This window comes from bacterium, from assembly GCA_035703895.1.
Taxonomy (GTDB): Bacteria; Sysuimicrobiota; Sysuimicrobiia; order Sysuimicrobiales; family Segetimicrobiaceae; genus Segetimicrobium.
Genome location: DASSXJ010000068.1, coordinates 1 through 17,047 on the forward strand (window position 1 = coordinate 1; position 17,047 = coordinate 17,047).

15 protein-coding genes are annotated in these 17,047 nt (G+C 66.0%); 7 read left to right on the forward strand and 8 right to left on the reverse strand.

Annotation, left to right across the window (positions count from 1 at the left end):
- Window positions 1–398: type II toxin-antitoxin system VapC family toxin (locus VFP86_04760; GenBank protein HET8998936.1), on the reverse strand; the 398-nt coding region annotated here is incomplete at its 3' end.
- The gene (locus VFP86_04765; protein ID HET8998937.1) at window positions 395–664 is read right to left on the reverse strand and encodes a type II toxin-antitoxin system prevent-host-death family antitoxin; all 270 of its coding nucleotides are present in this window, start codon (window positions 662–664) and stop codon (window positions 395–397) included. The genes VFP86_04765 and VFP86_04760, both read right to left, overlap by 4 nt.
- A gap of 361 nt (window positions 665–1,025) precedes the next feature.
- Between VFP86_04765 and VFP86_04770 the strand changes: the two genes are divergently transcribed.
- From VFP86_04770 to VFP86_04785, 4 genes are all read left to right on the forward strand, one after another.
- Window positions 1,026–1,694, forward strand: a complete 669-nt coding sequence (locus tag VFP86_04770; GenBank protein ID HET8998938.1) for an RNB domain-containing ribonuclease — start codon at window positions 1,026–1,028, stop codon at window positions 1,692–1,694.
- Window positions 1,695–2,090: 396 nt separating this feature from the next.
- Entirely contained in the window at window positions 2,091–3,692 is a 1,602-nt protein-coding gene (locus VFP86_04775; protein HET8998939.1) for an ABC transporter substrate-binding protein, read from the forward strand.
- 639 nt (window positions 3,693–4,331) lie between these two features.
- On the forward strand, window positions 4,332–6,992 hold the full coding sequence (locus tag VFP86_04780; GenBank protein HET8998940.1) for an AsmA-like C-terminal region-containing protein: 2,661 nt from the start codon (window positions 4,332–4,334) through the stop codon (window positions 6,990–6,992).
- 176 nt (window positions 6,993–7,168) lie between these two features.
- Window positions 7,169–7,963 carry a DUF6159 family protein gene (locus tag VFP86_04785; protein ID HET8998941.1) on the forward strand — a complete coding sequence of 265 codons (795 nt, stop codon included), beginning with the start codon at window positions 7,169–7,171 and terminating at the stop codon, window positions 7,961–7,963.
- Window positions 7,964–7,994: 31 nt separating this feature from the next.
- Here VFP86_04785 and VFP86_04790 read toward each other — a convergent pair whose 3' ends face one another.
- On the reverse strand, window positions 7,995–8,156 hold the full coding sequence (locus VFP86_04790; protein ID HET8998942.1) for a hypothetical protein: 162 nt from the start codon (window positions 8,154–8,156) through the stop codon (window positions 7,995–7,997).
- Window positions 8,157–8,205: 49 nt separating this feature from the next.
- The gene (locus VFP86_04795; protein HET8998943.1) at window positions 8,206–9,960 is read right to left on the reverse strand and encodes a gamma-glutamyltransferase family protein; all 1,755 of its coding nucleotides are present in this window, start codon (window positions 9,958–9,960) and stop codon (window positions 8,206–8,208) included.
- A gap of 286 nt (window positions 9,961–10,246) precedes the next feature.
- On the opposite strand from VFP86_04795, the gene VFP86_04800 reads away from it, so the two are divergent.
- The 3 genes from VFP86_04800 to VFP86_04810 are packed head-to-tail and all read left to right on the forward strand — an operon-like array spanning window position 10,247 to window position 13,534.
- Window positions 10,247–11,200, forward strand: a complete 954-nt coding sequence (locus tag VFP86_04800) for a YegS/Rv2252/BmrU family lipid kinase (GenBank protein HET8998944.1) — start codon at window positions 10,247–10,249, stop codon at window positions 11,198–11,200.
- Between the two features lie 4 nt (window positions 11,201–11,204).
- Window positions 11,205–12,377, forward strand: coding sequence for a glycosyltransferase (locus tag VFP86_04805; protein HET8998945.1), 1,173 nt, complete (start codon window positions 11,205–11,207; stop codon window positions 12,375–12,377).
- On the forward strand, window positions 12,374–13,534 hold the full coding sequence (locus VFP86_04810; GenBank protein ID HET8998946.1) for an MFS transporter: 1,161 nt from the start codon (window positions 12,374–12,376) through the stop codon (window positions 13,532–13,534). Before VFP86_04805 ends, VFP86_04810 begins: the two co-directional genes overlap by 4 nt.
- A 46-nt stretch (window positions 13,535–13,580) precedes the next feature.
- On the opposite strand, the gene VFP86_04815 is transcribed toward VFP86_04810, so the two are convergent.
- The 4 genes from VFP86_04815 to VFP86_04830 all read right to left on the reverse strand — a co-directional run bounded on the left by VFP86_04815 (window position 13,581) and on the right by VFP86_04830 (window position 17,042).
- Entirely contained in the window at window positions 13,581–14,072 is a 492-nt protein-coding gene (locus VFP86_04815) for a VOC family protein (GenBank protein ID HET8998947.1), read from the reverse strand.
- 42 nt (window positions 14,073–14,114) lie between these two features.
- The gene (locus VFP86_04820) at window positions 14,115–14,741 is read right to left on the reverse strand and encodes a hypothetical protein (protein HET8998948.1); all 627 of its coding nucleotides are present in this window, start codon (window positions 14,739–14,741) and stop codon (window positions 14,115–14,117) included.
- Window positions 14,742–14,783: 42 nt separating this feature from the next.
- Window positions 14,784–16,025 carry an ABC transporter substrate-binding protein gene (locus tag VFP86_04825; GenBank protein ID HET8998949.1) on the reverse strand — a complete coding sequence of 414 codons (1,242 nt, stop codon included), beginning with the start codon at window positions 16,023–16,025 and terminating at the stop codon, window positions 14,784–14,786.
- Between the two features lie 81 nt (window positions 16,026–16,106).
- Entirely contained in the window at window positions 16,107–17,042 is a 936-nt protein-coding gene (locus VFP86_04830) for an amidohydrolase family protein (GenBank protein HET8998950.1), read from the reverse strand.
- Window positions 17,043–17,047: the final 5 nt, after the last annotated feature.

Consider the following 17,047-nt stretch of genomic DNA (forward strand, 5'->3'; position numbering starts at 1 on the left):
CGGGCCGCCGCCTCGAGGCCGGCATCCCAGCACGCGAACACTACCAGTGTTTCGAGACGAGCAGCGATAGTCAACGCTGATGCCAAGTGGACGGCATCGTATGCACGAAGCTGGAATGACTCAGCCGTCTCGGCGGCCTTATGGATAAGTTGGTCGGTCACGCGGACTCGTTGATAATGGACCCAGTCCGCGTCCAAGGATCTCACGGCTCGACGGTACTCGGTCGTGGCGAGCCCGCCCTCCCGGCGTCGGCGCGCAAGCGCGGACCTGGCTTCGACATAGGCAAGAGGGGAAGTAGCTGCCACGGTCGCTTGCTGTAGCGCCCCGTGCACGGCAGGCGAACCCTCTTCATCCACATAGAGCTTTACGAGCGCGCTGGTATCGAGATACAGGTTCACCGGCGGTCCTCGAGGACGGCAGCCGCCACTGCAGGACCCTTGAGATGGGCCGGGCGTCGGGCACCCCGAGGCTTGCCACCCTCCCACCGTATCGTCCCATCCCTGACCATGGCGTCGATGCGCTGATCATCAGTGCTCACTGCGGGCGGGCCGATGATCGCGACCGGGCGACCGCGGTCCGTCACGGTGATGCGCTCCCCCTGCCTGACGCGTGCGAGAAAGCGGCTTAGGCGAGCCTTCAATTCGCGGATGCCAACGCTTGCCATTTGTGGTCACATAATAGTTCAATGTGTCCACATTGTCAAGGACGTAGTAATGGCCGCAGTGGCAGCGCCCCTAGAAAAACCTGGAGCCGGCGATCGGATTCGAACCGATGACCAGCGCATTACGAGTCGGCTTCCCTCTTTGTCGTCCTCTGCCGTCCTGTGCGCTAACCCGCCTCCTGCAACGGTTCCCGACGGATGCGAGTGAAGCCATCTGCAGTCCTTTCCACCCCTCTGCCGCCGGGTCCGGTAGCAAAACGGTAGCAGATTGCGGCCCGGTGAGCGGCGAACTTCGAGCAGGAAGTTGTGATTTTCCATCACAGGACTTTAGAGAGAGACGAATGCTGGCGTCAGGTGAACGCAGATGAAAGGTCACGGCGAGAAGTTGACGAGGAAGCAGGAGCAGGCAATCGCGGCACTTCTGGCCGAGCCGACCCTGGGATCCGCTGCTCGTCGGTGCGGGGTGAGTGAGACGACCTTGTGGCGTTGGCTTCAAGACGAGGAGTTCCAGGCTGCTTACAAGAACGCGCGGCGGTCCGCGGTGGATGCTGCCACCACCTGCCTCCAGCAAGCGGCGACCGAGGCCGTCGCTTGCCTACGCCGCGCTCTGACGTGCGGGCAAGTGGCCGCCGAGGTGAGGGCCGCAGGCCAACCTCGAGTCGACACGACCTCCAGACAATTGCTCGGCGCGCGATGCTCGAGCGCGGCTTCCTGCCGGACTTCGGCGCGGCCGTGCTCACAGAGGTGGGGACCCTTCCCCGGACCCACCGCGACGCAGATTCCGTCCGTCCGCGAGCTGAGTGGATTGCTCTGGGCGTCCATTGACAACGACGACTCGCTCGACCTCGATCAGCTCTCGGTCGCCGAGCCCCTGGCCGACGGCAGGGTGAAAGTCCTCGTCGCGATTGCCGACGTGGATGCCCTCGTGGGAAGAGCCTCGGCGATTGACGCGCTCGCGCAACACAACGCGACGTCCGTCTATCGGTCGCACAGGTCTTCCCCATGCTCCCGGAGCGGCTGTCAACGGATCTGACCTCGGACGGTCGATCTCCTTCTCGCTTAGGCCGAGACGGGTTTGATCGGTATCGGTAAGCCCTGGAGCAACCGCGTTCATCGAAATCCCGTACGATGCGAGAGTCAGCGCCAGGAGTTGGCCAAACGGAGCGAATGCTACGTTGGAGTCCTCCCAGATCATCGTAACATGACCTATTGCCGCCGATTAATTCGCCGAGGAGCGAGAGTCACTTCCGCCGGCGGCAGGAAGGGAAGGTCATGGTGACAGGGTAAGCCGCCGATCAAGCGGGCGCCGCGCGGGGCGAAGGATTTCCGACGCGGCGGAACGAAAGGGCCGCCGGTTGGCATGCCTCCGAGCGCGGATCAATGGGCGAGCGCGGACAGCCGGTGAGGCACGCCGGGGGAGGGAGCACGTATGCGCATGACGAGGGGGCTCTCGGGTCATATCCCGCTCGCGCTGGTCATCGCCGGCGTCCTTGGCGCCGGCATGTTCACCATGCCGCTCCCTCAGACGGGGTCCGCCGCCGGACCGATCACCTTCGTCTGGGGCCGTGCCGGCGACGCGGACACCCTGGACAATCCTGTGAGCACGAACGGCGAGACCTCGGAGGTGACGACCCAGATCTTCAATACCCTCGTGCGGCTCCGGCCGGGGACCGTGGAAGTCGAGCCGGACCTCGCCACCAGTTGGTCGGTCTCGCCTGACGGCACCGTCTGGACTTTCAAGCTGCGCAAGGGCGTGACGTTCCACGATGGGACTCCCTGGAACGCCGAGGCGGCCAAACTCAATATCGACAGGTGGTCGGACAAGAACAACCCCTACCACCAGTCCGGGACCGACTTCTACTATTGGAATGACCTGCTCGCGGATTTGTTCAAGGAAGCCAGGGCCGTCGACCCGGAGACGCTTCAGATCGTCACGTCTGCACCCTTCGGCGCGATGCTCAGCGATCTCACCGTGATCGCCTTCGATTTCGCCAGTCCGGCCTCGCTCAAGGAGTACGGGGGGCAGGGTGCGGGCCAGCATCCGGTGGGGACCGGCCCCTTCAAGTTCGTGGAGTGGGTCCGGGACGATCACATCACTCTAGTAGCCAATTCCTCGTTCTTTCGGCCGGGATTCCCGAAGATGCCCCGGGTGATTTATCGGGTCATCAAAGACAACGCGGCGCGATACTTGGCCCTGAAAGCCGGTGGGGCGCACGCGATCGAGCTACCGAACCCCGACGACGTCAAGACCGCTCAGGCCGACCCGAACCTCAAGGTCGCCTTTCGATCGTCGTTTAACACCGGGTGGCTCCACTTCAACATGAACCACCCCCAATTCAAAGACCGGCGCGTCCGCGAGGCGGTCGCGCTGGCGATCAACAAACGGGCGATCGTGGAAGGGCTGTACGGCGGATTCGGCGAGGTCGCCGACCAGCTCATGCCCCCCGTGATGTGGGGCCGGTCGTCCAAGGTCAAAGCGTACCCGTACAATCCCGAGCGGGCCAGGAAGCTCCTCGCCGAAGCGGGGTACGCCAACGGGTTCGCCGTAGACTTTTGGTATATTCCCGTCAGCCGCCCCTACTTTCCCCAAGGGAAAGAGATTGGGACGGCGATTGCCAACGACCTGGGCAAGGTTGGCATCAAGGCCAACCTGATGACCGAGGACTGGGCGGCCTATGGAAAGGACGGTCGCGAGACCTTGAAGTTCTCCGCATACATGGTCGGGTGGATCGGCGATACGGGAGACCCCGATGACTGGTTGGGGTTCTTCTTCAGCCGTACCAAGCCGAGCGCGACGCGGTACTCGTACGACAATCCCACCGTGCGCGAGCTGGTGGCCAAAGCCCGGACCCTCAGCAGTCAGGCCGATCGGGCGAAGGTGTACGCGCAGATCCAGGAGATCGTGGCCAACGACATCCCGCTGGTGCCGATCGCCCACTCCAAGACCCCGCTCTTGATGCTGAAGGCCGTAGAGGGCCTCATTCCGCATCCTAACGGCAACGAGTACATGGAGACGGTCTCGCTGCGGTAGCGCGCCGGACGCGCGACGAGCGGCGCACACGACTCTGGACCGGGCGGCGCGCTCGGCCCTTAGCTCATCTCAACCATCTCGGTCAAGTTGTCGCAACGGGGTATTTCGGAACCCGTCAATCGTTAGGTTGCCGCACCGGGTACATTCCGCCATTTGACCCTCCAGCAGCAGACCGTCCTGCCCGGATTCTTCTTGCAGTGATTGAGCGCGACCCTCGTGCGGTCGAGCGAGTGATTGTTGGCAGCCGGAAGCCTTAGTGACTTCTGGTGGCGGCGAACGGATTCGAACCGTTGACCTGCGCATTACGAGTGCGCTGCTCTACCACTGAGCTACGCCGGCGTCACCGCGCATTCTACCATATTTCAAACCAGGCCTACCAAATAACTCTATCAATTCTACCGAACAGTACCATGTCGACCGGGGGCCCCCTGCTTATACCGGCATGTCACAGATGCTCCCGACTCTAGCTTCAGATTCACCCACGGAGCCTTGCGCGAAAACCGGGCGGGTAGTACCGTGCAAATAAGGGAATATGAATAGTGAGGCGAGAAGCGCTCATGCGGACCGGTCTGAGTGCCTCAAAATCGAATCCCCCATCGCCGCTAGGCTCGGCGCATCGCGGCTAATGCCGACCACGCCATGACGGCCCCCAAGCGCGTGCCGCGGTGGGTGATCATCGGTGGGGCCGCGCTGCTCATGCTGGTTGTGGTACTTCTGCTCGTGCCCTTCCTGGTGCCGGTGGATCGCTTCCGTCCGCTGATCGTCCGACTCGCGGAAGACAGCACCGGACGCAAGATCGACATCGATGCGCTCCAGTTGCACCTGCTGCCCACCATCCATCTGCGTGTCGTGAACCTTCATATAAAGAACCCCGAGGGCTTCCCCAGCGGCGACACGCTGGTGGTCAAATCGCTCGACGTCGGCACAACGCTCAGCAGCGTGCTCGCCCGCCGCTTGGACGTGACGAGAGTGGCGTTCAGCGGTGTGGAAGTGAACCTCCTCCAGACACCCAAGGGAAAGACCAACTACGACTTCTCCGGTCGCCTGGGCAAGCCCGTGGCCACAAACGCGCCGGAGAAAGCGAACGCCCCGGCGTTCTCTCTCAGCCGGATCGATTCCGTCACCGCGCGCGGCGTCAAGATCACATCGGGCACCTATAACCCCGCGACCAGACGGGTTGTCCCGCTCTTTGCCGCCGACGGCCTCAACGCTCGGGTCGGGAGCATCAACTTGGGCGCGCAGAACTGGACGGACTCGGTGGACGTCGTGGGCGATCTCGGGGGCATCTTGTTTTCCAACCCGGCCTTGACCAAGCCGTTGCGCATCCAGAAGGGTATCTTCAGGGTCAAGAAAGGCGCAGTGGAGGGAGCGTTCGCCGCGGCACTCGACACGCTGCGGGTCGATGGCGTGGTCAAGATCGCCGATATCAAGAATCCAATCGCCGAATTTGACGTCATCTTCCCCGAGCTTGACGTCGACAAGCTGGAGGCGTTGGCCCGAGCGGGAGGGGGCGGCACGCCACCGCCGCCACCCGGTGGGCCGCGGCGGCTGCTGGCGAGGGGAAACATCAAGGTCGGCAAGGTGATCGCCCGGCCGGTCGAAGCGGGCGCGATGACCGCACGGCTGACGATTTACACAGACAGGGCGGAGGTCACCCCGTACAGCCTGGCCGCGTTTGGAGGAACCGTGCGGGGGACCGCGGTGATCGATTATGCCGCGGCGCGCCAGCCCCTCGAGATCAGCGCCCACGCGAAAGGCCTGGACGTGGGCGCGGTGATGAAGGCGGCGGGCCGGGCGCAGCAAGGGATCGCCGGGAAATTGGACGCGGATGTGCGCGCCACGACGGCGCTCGTGCCAGACCCGCTGACCGCGCTCAAGGTCACGGTGGACTCGTACACGCTCGCCGCGTCCGAAGGGGTCATTCGGGGAACCGCGGCGGTGGATTACGGGGCGCCTGGACAGCCCGTTCAGGTGACCGCGCTGGCCCGTGGCGTAAATCTCGGCAGGGTGATGACGACGTTCGCGCCTTCGATGCTGCCGGGGATCGGTGGAACGGTGGATGTCGATGCTCGGGTCGCGACCCGGTTGCGGCAGGATCCGCTGGTTGCCCTGACCGCGGCGGGAACGTTCGCGCTGCGGAACGGGGTCCTCCCCGGTTTGCCGAAACCGCTGGAGGTCCAGAAGGGGACGTTCAACTTCAGCGGGGGCGGGGTGCAGGGCACGTTTGCCGCATCGCTTGACACACTGAGGGCGCAGGGCGCGGTCGCGGTGCCCAACCTCAAGAATCCGGTAGCAGACTTCGACGTCACCGTTCCGGATCTCGACGTCGACCGAGTGAGGACGTTGTTCGCGAGCGGGCCCGGCGTGACCGGAAAGGGCGGCACAGCGCCGGGAGGACGCGGCGGTCTGCGGCGGCTGCTGGCGAAGGGTGTGTTAAAGGTTGGTCGGATGAGGGCGCGGCCACTGGAAGCGAGCGCCGTCACCGGCCGGATGAATGTATTCACGGACGCCGTTGTGGTTAACCCCCTTAGCATGTCCATGTACGGTGGCACTGCCCGAGGCGCCATGACCGTGGATTACACCGCGCCACACCTCCCCCTCCAGGCGGTCGTGCAGGTCGGCGGGGTGGACTTCAGCCGGGTAATGGCTGCTCTGGCGCCCGGAAGCAAGCGGTCGATCACGGGGACGCTCGAGGGCAGCGGCAGCCTAGCGACCATCCTGGCAGCGGATCCACTCGCCGGACTTACCGGTACGGGGACCTTTGCCGTGCGGAACGGCACGATCACCGGACTCGACGTGAAGAACACATTGGTGAGTGTCGCCAAGGTCGCCGAGTTCGTGTCTTCGGGCATCACGAAGTTCCGGTACTTCGGGGGGGACTTCCGCATCCAGCAGCAGCGGGTGTACAGCAACGCGTTGAAGCTCGATTCGGAAGGACTCCAAGCAACGGGCCAGGGCAGCTCCGGTTTCGACAGGACGCTCAACTATACCGGCATCGGCGACGTGAAAACCAGCGTGTTCGGTCAACCTCAAACCCAGTTGGGCTTGGCGTTACTGAGGAACGCCCTTGGGGGAAAGGTGCCGGAATCCGTCCGCGACTTCAACGCGCGAGTGCCGTTCGCGATCAAGGGGACGTTCGATAATCCTCAGTTCTCGACGACAGGGGCGCCGCAGATCACCCCGCTGAACTCGCCGACGAAACCGCAGCCCCAGCAACCCGGGCAGAACCCGCCCCAGATTCCAGGGTTCCCGCAGCTCCCTGTGAATCTCCCGCCACTTCCCTTCCCCAAAGGACCGTAGCGCGGAGAAGCGACTTCAGCCGCTAGACAACGCGCGCAGCAGCGCGATGAGCTTGGGCAGGCCCTTGCCGGCGGTCCCGAAGAACTTCGCGTCGGCCGGCCTCCCCGTCCGTGTCTGCCCGGCGCCGGTCCAGGGCACTCTATGATGAAACGACCCCGCCTGAAAGGAGCCGACCGTTGGGCAGCATCTCCCGCACGTGGGAATTGATAAAGGAGAGCTTTCGGGTTTTGGTCGGAGACTCGAAGCTGATCGTCTTTCCCATCCTCAGCATCCTCGCGCTCGTCCTGATCGACGGCTGGGGCCTCTTGACGTTCGGCAAACAACTGAGAGGGCCGGGGCGGGGAATCCCGGCCGACCTCCAATTCCTGGTCTTCCTGTTCTATTGGGTCAACTATTTCATCGTGCTCTTCTTCAACAGCGCTCTCATGGCGTGCGCGTATCTCAGGATCTCGGGCGAGGATCCGAGTCTGGGCGCGGGGCTGCGGGCGGCCTGGGTGAACGTCGAGCGGATCCTCCTCTGGTCGTTCGTCGCGGCCACCGTCGGCTTTGTCCTGCAGCTCCTCGAACAGCACAGCGTGCTTCGGCGGTTCGTCGCCTCTCTCCTCGAGCTCGCGTGGTCCCTCGGCACGTTCTTCATCATCCCCGTGCTCATCCTCGAGGACTGGGATGTCTTCGGCTCGCTCAAGCGGTCGGCCGAGCTGTTCCGCGGCCAGTGGGGTAATGAAGTCGCGGGCAACTTCAGTTTCGGCGTGCTGTACTTCCTATTGTCGCTCCCGGCGATCGTGGTGGGGAGCGCCTGCATCAAGCTGGCGCCGATCCTCTGCGCGCTGGTGGTCGTCGGGTATTTCTTGCTCCTCTACGTCATCATGACCGCCGTGCAGGGCATCTTCGTCGTGGCGCTCTACCGCTACGCGACTGGGAAAAGCGACGGGGGATTCGACGCCACACTCTTGAAGGACGCCTTCTCCTGACGGCGGGAGCGGGCGCCTTCTCCATGAAGCGTTATCGACGCCAGTTCTCCATGATAATCAGCACGCCGGCGACGAGCGCGATCAGGTTGGTAATCTGGCTGAGGCCGTAGAGGAAAAAGAAGCCCATCGAGCTCAGCCCGGCGAGGATCAGCCACACTCCGAGCAGGAAAAATCCCCAGTTGGTGACCCGCATCAACTCCCTCCTCTCGAATTCGGCCGCAGCAACCCGAGCGATCCCTCCCCTACCATCCCATCGCATACCCGTTGCGCCGCGGATCGGCGCCGCCCGCTAGCCACCGATCCTCCCGAAACGCAATCCCCTGGCCGCCCCCGACCTTCATGGACCAGTCCTCCAGGATCTCGAGACGGTACCCTCGCGCGGCGAGCGCCTTTTGGACGGCGGACGAGAAGCGGCCCTCCAAGAGCAGCACCTTGGGGGGGAGCGGGTCGCCGACATCGTCCTTCCACCGGAACCTGGGCGCCGCGATCGCGTCCTGGATGTTCCGGCCGAAGTCAATGAGGTTGATGATCATCTGCGCGGTCGTCTGCGGAATCCCGTAGGAACCAGGCGTCCCGATCATGAACGCGAGGCGACCGCCGCGTGCGGCGTGCGCGGGGCCGAGCGGGTCGATCCCGAAGGAGTGCGTGGGGGCAACAGGCGCTTCCTGGACGCCGAACGCGTGTACCGGGGAGGTGGGCGACTCCCGCCGCTTGCCCGGCGCGATCTCCTTGCGGTCTCCTGGAATCAGCGTGCACCAGTGATGTCCGTTGTTCATCGCGATGCCGGTGCGGCCGATGACCACCCCGGACCCGTACGACGATCCGAGCGTCTGGGTGATATTGACCGCGAGCCCGTCCTCGTCCGCCGCCGCCAGGTGCGTGGTCGAGCGGTCCGGGGTCGGACGGGCGCGCCGGATCCGGCCGGCAGGACGGCGGCGCGCGCCGTTGCGGCTGGCCCGCCCCGCCCGGCCTCGCTTCCGCCAGGCGTCCACGCGGCGGGTGACCTCGGTTCTGAGCTCGCCGACGCGCTCGTCGCTCAGCATCCACGCGAGCGGCACGTCGACAAAGTTGGGGTCGGCGACGTTGGATGCCGCGTCCATCCGGGCGAGACGGATCGTCTCCGCGAGCAGCGCGAGATAATCCACCCCGAGGTGCTCCATGGCGCTGAGGTCGAACGCCTCGAGGATTCGAAGCGTCTGGAGGACCTGCACCGCGCTGCTGGGTGGTGGACACGTCCGCAGCTCATACCCGCGGTAGGTCGCGGTGACCGGGGCCTCCCACTTGAGCGTCCCTGGATAGCTGCGGAGGTCCTCTTCCGCGATTAGCCCGCCGTGCTCGGCCATCCAATCGGCGATCGTGCGGGCGATCCGGCCTTCATACAAGGCCATCCAGCCGTCTTGCGCGATCGTCCGGAGCGTCTCTGCGAGGCCGGGCTGCCGGAGCGCCTCGCCCACTTGGTAAGGACGGCCGCTGTGAAGATATGTGCGCGCGGCTTCGGGATGCGGAGTGAGCCGGTCGACGGCCTGCAGGTTCCGCTCGTAGTCGAAGACGGTGGTGGGGATGCCGCCGTCGGCCAGCTCGATCGCCGGTTCGAGGACCTGTGCCAGCGGCAGCCGGCCGAACTCGCCGTGCAGCCGGGCCCATCCCGCGACGTTACCGGGCACCATCGGGGCCATTGGGCCGAGGTCCTGGGTCTCGGTCGTAAAGATCTCCGGGCGAGCGCTGTGCGGGCTGCGCCCCAAGAAATTGAGGATCCGCGTCTCACCGCTCGGATGGGTCACCACGGCGATGCCGATCCCGCCCAGCCCCGAGAAATAGGGCTCGGCAACCGTGACGGCCACGGCTGTGGCCACGACCGCGTCGACGGCGTTCCCTCCGGCGGCGAACATCCGGACCCCGGCCTGCGTGGCCAGCGGGTTGGCCGAGGCGACCATGCCTCGGCGGCCCAGCGCGACGGGCCGGACGCCGAACTCAGACGCGCCTCCTGCGTACGCCACCATGCACCTCCATGAATTGTAGAAACGTCACGCAGATGGACACATCGCCGCGCGGGATGGGTGTGTTGCGCGGAGCCTGCTCGACGTTGCGGGCTTCTACGCGTCGCGCTCGATTCCTCCGGCCTCATGCGGTCCCGCGTCGAAACGCGCCACGAGGCAAGCGGGGGCCAGTGTCGAAAATTGACACTGCGCGCCTTTCAGGCGATAATAAAGCGGTTAACATGCTGGATCATCCGAGCATACTCGTCCTATTTTTCGAGTGCGCGCACCCCAGAGGAGTCACGACATGCCAGCAACGCTAATCGTGGCGAACCTTCGAGCGGGGGGCGGCCGCGCACGCGATGTCCTCCCCCTGGTCACCAGCACCCTCAGACGCGCCGGCCGGGACTATGAACTGATCATCACCCCCACGGGGGAAGCGACGGCGCCCTTGCTGGCAGAGTTTCTCTCGGTCGAACGGCCGGGGTTCGATCAGGTGGCGGTCATCGGCGGAGACGGAACCCTCAACGGTGCGGTCAACGGCATTTTGACGAGCGGCTCGAACCTGCCGCTCGGCATCATCCCGTGCGGCACTGGAAACGAGATCGTCCGGTCGTTGGGGATCCCCAAGGATCCCGAGAAAGCCGTCGGCATCATCCTCCGCGGCCAAGTCTGCCCTGTCGACGTCGGGAGGGTGAACAACCGGTACTTTCTCCACATCTTCGGCCTGGGCTACGACGTCCAGGTCGTGAAGATGGTCAATACCCTTCGGGCCAGGTACCGCCTCGCCCGCAATCGCTCGGTCTACTACCTGGCGTCCCTCCTCTTGCTCTCGTCCGGGTTCGATCCGTTCCCGGTCCGGGTCCAGGTGGGTGAGCGCACCTTCAGCGGCCGCGCGATCATGATCGTCGCTGCCAACGGCAGGATGTACGGAGAGCGGCTGCTGGCGCTCCCGGCACCGAGTCTCTCGGACGGCCTGCTCGACCTCTACCTGCTCCAGGAGCTTCGCACCCGATCGTTTCGCAAGACGGCCCGCCTCCTCCGGCACCTGCCGGTGCCCGAGCTGAGCGTCCACCGGTGTTCGGCGGTGAAGATCCAGCTCGACCAGCGCCGGGAGGCGCAGGTGGACGGCAGCCTGCTCGGACCCGCCCAAACGTTCGATCTCTCGCTGCTGCCGCGCCGGATCTCGGTGATGCACCCTGCGCCGCCCGCGCTTGTCGGCGCGCCGCGCCGCGCGGAGACCGGATCGGAGCGCCGCTAGGCGCATGTTCCTTTCGATCCTCTCCTGCAACTACGGCGGCGGCCACCGCCGGGTCGGCGAAGCGATCGCGGAAGAGTGGAAAGCCCGCACCGGGGGCCGGGTGGACATCGCCGACTACTTCGCGCGGTTCGTGCATCCCGTGTTTGACGCGGTGACCAAGTTCTCATACATTCAGAGCGTCCGGCGGGCGCCCGTCATGTACGGCATGTTCTACCGGGCGACCGGGGAGATCAAACCGGACTCAGTGGTCCAGCGGGCGATCAACCGAATGGGGCTGGAGCGATTGGACCACTATCTCCAGACGGAGCGCCCGGATGTGGTATGCTGCGTCCACTGCACGCCGGCGGGCACGATGTCGGACCTGAAGATCGCCGGGCGCACCACCGTCCCCTGCGCGACAGTCATCACGGACTACGTCACGCACAGTCAGTGGATCCATCCCTGCGTGGACCGGTACTGCGTGCCGGCGGCGTCCGTCCGTGACGGCCTCATCTCCCGCGGGATCCCCGCGGAGCGGATCACCGACACGGGCCTCCCGATCGAGCGGAAATTCCTCCGGCCGCTCAACCGTGAGGTCCTCCTCGAGCGGTTTGGCCTCGTGCCCGGCCGCCCGGTCGTCTTGGTGATGGCCGGAGCGTACGCGATGCTGGGAGGGGTGGGGGACGTCGTTCGCGTGCTCGCCCGGTTCCCGAGACCGTTGCAGGCGCTTGTGGTCTGCGGCCACGACCGGCGGATGACCGAGCAGGTCCGGGCGCGGACGGCCAATGCGCCGCACCCATTCAGGACCTTCGAGTACGTGGACAATGTCGAGGAGCTGATGGCGGTGAGCGATCTGCTCATCACCAAGGCCGGGGCGGTCACCGTGACCGAGGCGCTCGTACGGCAGCTTCCGATGCTGATCTACCGGCCGATCCCCGGCCAGGAAGAAGGCAACACAGAGTACCTCCTCGAACACGGCGCGGCGCTTGCGCCCAAGACGCCGGAGATGCTCCGCGAGATGCTCGAGATGCTCCTCGCCGATCCCGCCCGCCTCGAGGCGATGCGGCGGGCCACCGCATCGCTGGCCCGGCCGGAGGCGACCGAACAGGTGGTCGCCCGGCTGGCCGCCCTGGCCACTACGGTCGATGCTGAACGTACGTTTCAAAGGACGCTCGCGACCTCCAACCCCCGGATTTGAAATCTCCGAGCGAGACCACGCTCCTCGCGACCACGGTCGGCCTGGTCGAGTTTGTGCACGGCGCTCTCCTCTTTGTCCTGCTGCCGACCCTGGTCGCCGAGCGCTTGGGATGGCCGATGGGCACGACCGGGGCCGCGGTCGCGACCTATTTCTTCGCTGAGGTGGCGGCGAAGCTTGTCTCCGGATGGCTGGTCGATCGGATCGGCGCACGCCGGATGCTGCTGTGGGGGTTCTTGGTCTACGTCCTCGCGTTCGCCGCGCTCGTCGTGTCGAAGACGACCTGGGAGACGTTCCTCGCGCTCGCGGTGATGGGCGCCGGAGCCTCGCCGCTGTGGCCCGCAGCGCTGACCCGCCTGACGCGCAGCGCCGGTCCGCAGGTTGGCGGAGCGCTGGGACATGTCTTCTCGACGTGGTTCTTCGGCGCGGGGCTCGGGATCGGCCTCGCAACACTGCTGAGCCGGACTAACCATCCCGTTTCGCTGAGCGTGTTTCTGCTCCCGCTCATTGGAGCGGCGTTGCTCGGCCTCCTCGTGCCGAAGGACCCCGACAATCCCTCGCCGGCGATGAGCGGCCCGCCGATCGGCAGGCTGCTCCGCATCGTGATGAGCTCCCTCGTGAAGCTCGCCACCAGTATCGTCCCGCAGATCATTGCGGTGGGCGTACTCATCCCGGTGGTGGTTCCCTATCTCGAGAACGTGCGCGGGCTCGACGAGCGCGAGCTGCTTGTGCTCATGGTCCTCGGCATGGGCGCCGGCCTGCTGCTGCTGGCCCCGGCGGGGCGGTGGGGCGACCGGCTGGGACGGCGGCGAACGTACGCGCTGGCCTTGGGGGCCGTAGCGTTGCTGCTCATGGCCGTGCCCCTCTGTCGCACGCTGTGGCTGCTGATCTTGGACTTTATCGGGATAGGCGTGGGCTACGCCTTCGTGCTCCCGGCGTGGAACAGCATCCTCCTACACCTCCTCCCCGAAGATGTCAGAGGCGCCGGGCTCGGGATCCTGATGACGGTCGAGGGGATGGGCGGCGTGATCGGCCCGCTCCTCGGTGGGCTCCTCTGGCAGTGGGCGAATCCCTCCACGCCGTTCTACCTCAGCGGTGGCCTGCTGCTGTCGGCGTCCTTCGCCGCGTCGCAGTGGGGAGCGGACGTGGGGCCCGGCTAGGACAGCAAAGGGCGACCGCCCCCGCGCTCGCGTCTGATGCCTTCCCCTATCGAGGCGGATACTCGGCTTCGGGAGGGACCCGTTCCCGCGGAATCTCGATGAGCTCCAGGATCACGCCGAGCGACGCCTCGGTATCGAAGTACGCAAACCCGCCGTCGCCGAACCGGCCATATCCGCGGCCGCTCTGGAGCACCGAGAATCCCTGGCGCTCCGCCTCCGCCACCCCCTGATCGAGGGAAGGCACGATGATTCCAAGGTGGTGCAGTCCTTCCCCCTTGCGATCCAGGTGCTCGACGTAGATGTTGCGATCCGACAGCGGCTGAATGATCTCCACCATCAATGGCCCCATCTGGGCCAGCGCGAGCCGCATGCGATAGTCCTGCGCCCTGCCGCGGTAGGTCATGTCACGGACGAGCGGGGGGCCGTACGTGTACATTTTCCACGGTCCGACGCCAAGCATCTCCCAATACCGCCGCACGGCGGCATCCAAATCGCGGACGACCAGGGCGATCTGGTTGACCTGCGTAAGGGGCCGCACGGGCTCAGGCCTCCTTCCGTGACACCTGCGATGGCAAGCGGGTTAGTCCGGCACCTCGAGTGCGATGGCCGTGATACGCTCGAGCATGTCATCGCCCCAGACGTACCGGCCCAGCCGGTGCTGCTTGGCGGACGGCTCGGCCACGAAATCGGGGTCGACGTCCTTGCCCGAGTACGTGCGGCATCGGAAGAAGATGGAGTGATCCGGCACGAGGTAGCGGGGATCGCCTCCGATTGAGACCAGCACCGGGACGTAAGACCCCATCCGGTACTCGTGCGTATGCCGGGCCGCTTCGATGATCGGGAACGGCAACGTGAACCGGCTGCGAAGGAGTCGCGCAACCCGGCCGCCCACGAGCTTCCTAGGATTGTCCATAAACTCCGTAGACCCCCAGTCGGACAGCCAGACGAGGCACGGATCCACAAGCCGGCCATCCAGCAGCCTGGCCCGGCAGGGCACCAGGCCGCGGTCGTCGTGCGCGCGATACCGCGCGACATTGAGCGCTTGGAGCATCGCCGAGACCGCGACGGCGCTCAGCCCCGGAATGCGGAGGCCATACTGCGCCCTGAGCGCGTCGAACGCGGCCCGTTCCGCCTCCTCGAGCAACCGGCGCCGCAGGACCTGCGCACGCCGGAACTCCCTGACCGACCTCGGACGTCCTCTGCCCACGGCGCCTCGGACCTCAGCCTCCTGCTCAGATCGGGCGATTCGCTACGGGTGCGCCGGGGGGTTGTCGCGCGAGTAGACCGGCTGCTTGAGGTACTCCTCGGGGCTGAACGTCCAGAACTGCGAGACGTTCGGGTACGTGAAGATCACGGTGTTTTGCGGCTGCCCGTTGACGATGTCGACGCGGCGGATGTAGATGTTCTCGATCGGATTGCCCCAGCCGTCGAGCCGGAGCGGGCTCCGGGGGGCGTCGGGGAGCACGACCCTCCGCACCGCGGCGACGAACGCGCTCCGGTTCTCCACACGGCCGCCGACGGCCTCGAGCCCTTTCTGCAAAAACTGGACGGTCGTATACGTGGCCTCCGAATAGTAGGACGGTACCCGATTATAGGTACGGGTGTAGAGGCGCACGAAATCGCGATTCGCCGGCGTGTTGAGCGCCGCGCTGTAGTGGAGCGCGGTCACGACCCCTTTCGCCAGATCGCCCTCCTGGAAGAGGATGGATTCGTCTGTGAGAGTCCCGCCGCCGAGGAGCGGGATGCGGCCCGCGAGGCCAAACTCCCGATATTGCTCGAGGAACCGGAGGGCATCCCCGCCGCTGAACTCCGCGTAAACGGCGTCGATGTCCCTGGGGATGCGCCCGAGGTACGGACTGTAATCGGGGGCGCTGAGAGGCGGCCATAGGTGCGTGATCACGCGGCCCCCGTTCAACTCGAACGTCCGCTGGAACCCGCCGACCGACTCATACCCGAAGGCGAAGTCGTTTGCGATGGCCACCATCCGGCGGAAGTGGAGCGTCTTGGCCGCGTACTCGCCGAGCGGATGGTTGGGCTGGCTGCTCGTCCACCCGGTCCTCACGATCCAGGGGGTACGGTTGCGCTGGGTGAGGTCGTCCGAGGCTACGACGGGGTAGATCGCCAGGATCTTCTGCTCGTTGATGTAGTCGCGCAGAGCATAGCCCGAGTTGGCGGAAATCGGGCCCATGAGCAGGTCGACCCTATCGAGCTCCACCAGTTTGCGCGCCTTGGTAAGTGCCCCGGACGGCGTTCCTCCGTCGTCCTCGACGACGACTTGGATCTCGCGGCCCGCCATCCGGTGGTTGACCTGGTCGAGGCCGAGCGTTAGTCCGTTCACCAAGTCCCGCCCGTTCTGCGCCACGCGGCCCGTCAGCGTCACGATGAGCCCGATCTTGATCGGCGCCTGCTGGGCGGCGGCCATCCCGGCCCCACCGGCAAGCGCCGCCGGGAGCCCTGCCGCGAGGAGTCCGAGGAAACTCCGCCGTCGCATCGCCGCCCTCACCCCCCTGCTGTGGTTCCGGCCTTCTTCTGGGCGACGAACGTCCCACCCTTCGCGCGGCGCCCGGGGGCGCTAGGCTTCGCCGATCCGGAACAACGCCGCGGCGTTGCCGTGCCCGATCGTCTGCCGGTCGGCCGGTGCGACGCCCGCGGCATCCAGCGTGGCCAGCGGTGTCGGATCCCCCATGTCGAAGGGGATGTCCGTCCCCAACAGCACGCGATCCGCGCCCACCAGATCGATCAAGTAGCGCAGCGCTTCGGGGGAGTGGACGACCGTGTCGTAGTAAAAGGCGCGCAGGTAGGCGCGGGGCGCTTTTGCCGTCCCGCGGCACTCGGGCCGCACCGCGTGCCCGCGGTCGAAGCGGCCGAACTGGTACGGCCAGTACCCGCCGCCGTGGGCGAGAATCAGGACCAGGTCGGGATGGCGGTCCAGCACGCCGCCGAAGATCAGCTGGGCCGCCGCGAGCGTCGTGTCGAGCGGGTTGGCCACCAGGTTGTGCAGGTAGAAGGACTCGACGCGTGGCGTGGGGATCGTGTACGCCGGGTGAAAGAAGACGGGCGCCCGGGCCTCCTCGCACGCGGCCCAGAACGGCTCGACGGTCGGGTCGGACAGCTCGCGTCCGCGCGCGTTGGTCCCGATCTCAACCCCAAGGAGCCCATGCCCAAGCGCCCACTGAAGTTCCGCCGCGGCCGCGCGGCCGTCCTGAAGCGGCACCGTCGCGAGGGCGGGGCGGCCGGCCATCGCGGTGTTCATGAGACGCGCCCACTGCGCGCCGCGTTCGCCATCCAGCCCATACCCAAACAGGTCGATCCACGGTGAGACGATCTGGAAGTCGCAGCCCGCGGGCGGCCGGGGGGCGAACAGGCCGGGCTGGATCGGCCGGCTGATCTCCCCCGACGCGAACTCCACACGGTTATCGGGACGCAGGTGCACTCCGACCCGCTCCCCGTCCGCGGCGATCCGGTCGCGCAGTTCGGGCGGGACCTGATGGGCGTGCGCGTCGATCATCGAGC

Coding starts and splice junctions, on each gene's coding strand:
- VFP86_04830 (HET8998950.1), bottom strand. CDS start 17,042: ATGATCGACGCGCACGCCCATCAGGTCCCGCCCGAACTGCGCGACCGG.
- VFP86_04790 (HET8998942.1), bottom strand. CDS start 8,156: ATGCGGGTCACCAACTGGGGATTTTTCCTGCTCGGAGTGTGGCTGATC.
- VFP86_04775 (HET8998939.1), top strand. CDS start 2,091: ATGCGCATGACGAGGGGGCTCTCGGGTCATATCCCGCTCGCGCTGGTC.
- VFP86_04805 (HET8998945.1), top strand. CDS start 11,205: ATGTTCCTTTCGATCCTCTCCTGCAACTACGGCGGCGGCCACCGCCGG.
- VFP86_04825 (HET8998949.1), bottom strand. CDS start 16,025: ATGCGACGGCGGAGTTTCCTCGGACTCCTCGCGGCAGGGCTCCCGGCG.
- VFP86_04800 (HET8998944.1), top strand. CDS start 10,247: ATGCCAGCAACGCTAATCGTGGCGAACCTTCGAGCGGGGGGCGGCCGC.
- VFP86_04770 (HET8998938.1), top strand. CDS start 1,026: ATGAAAGGTCACGGCGAGAAGTTGACGAGGAAGCAGGAGCAGGCAATC.
- VFP86_04780 (HET8998940.1), top strand. CDS start 4,332: ATGACGGCCCCCAAGCGCGTGCCGCGGTGGGTGATCATCGGTGGGGCC.
- VFP86_04765 (HET8998937.1), bottom strand. CDS start 664: ATGGCAAGCGTTGGCATCCGCGAATTGAAGGCTCGCCTAAGCCGCTTT.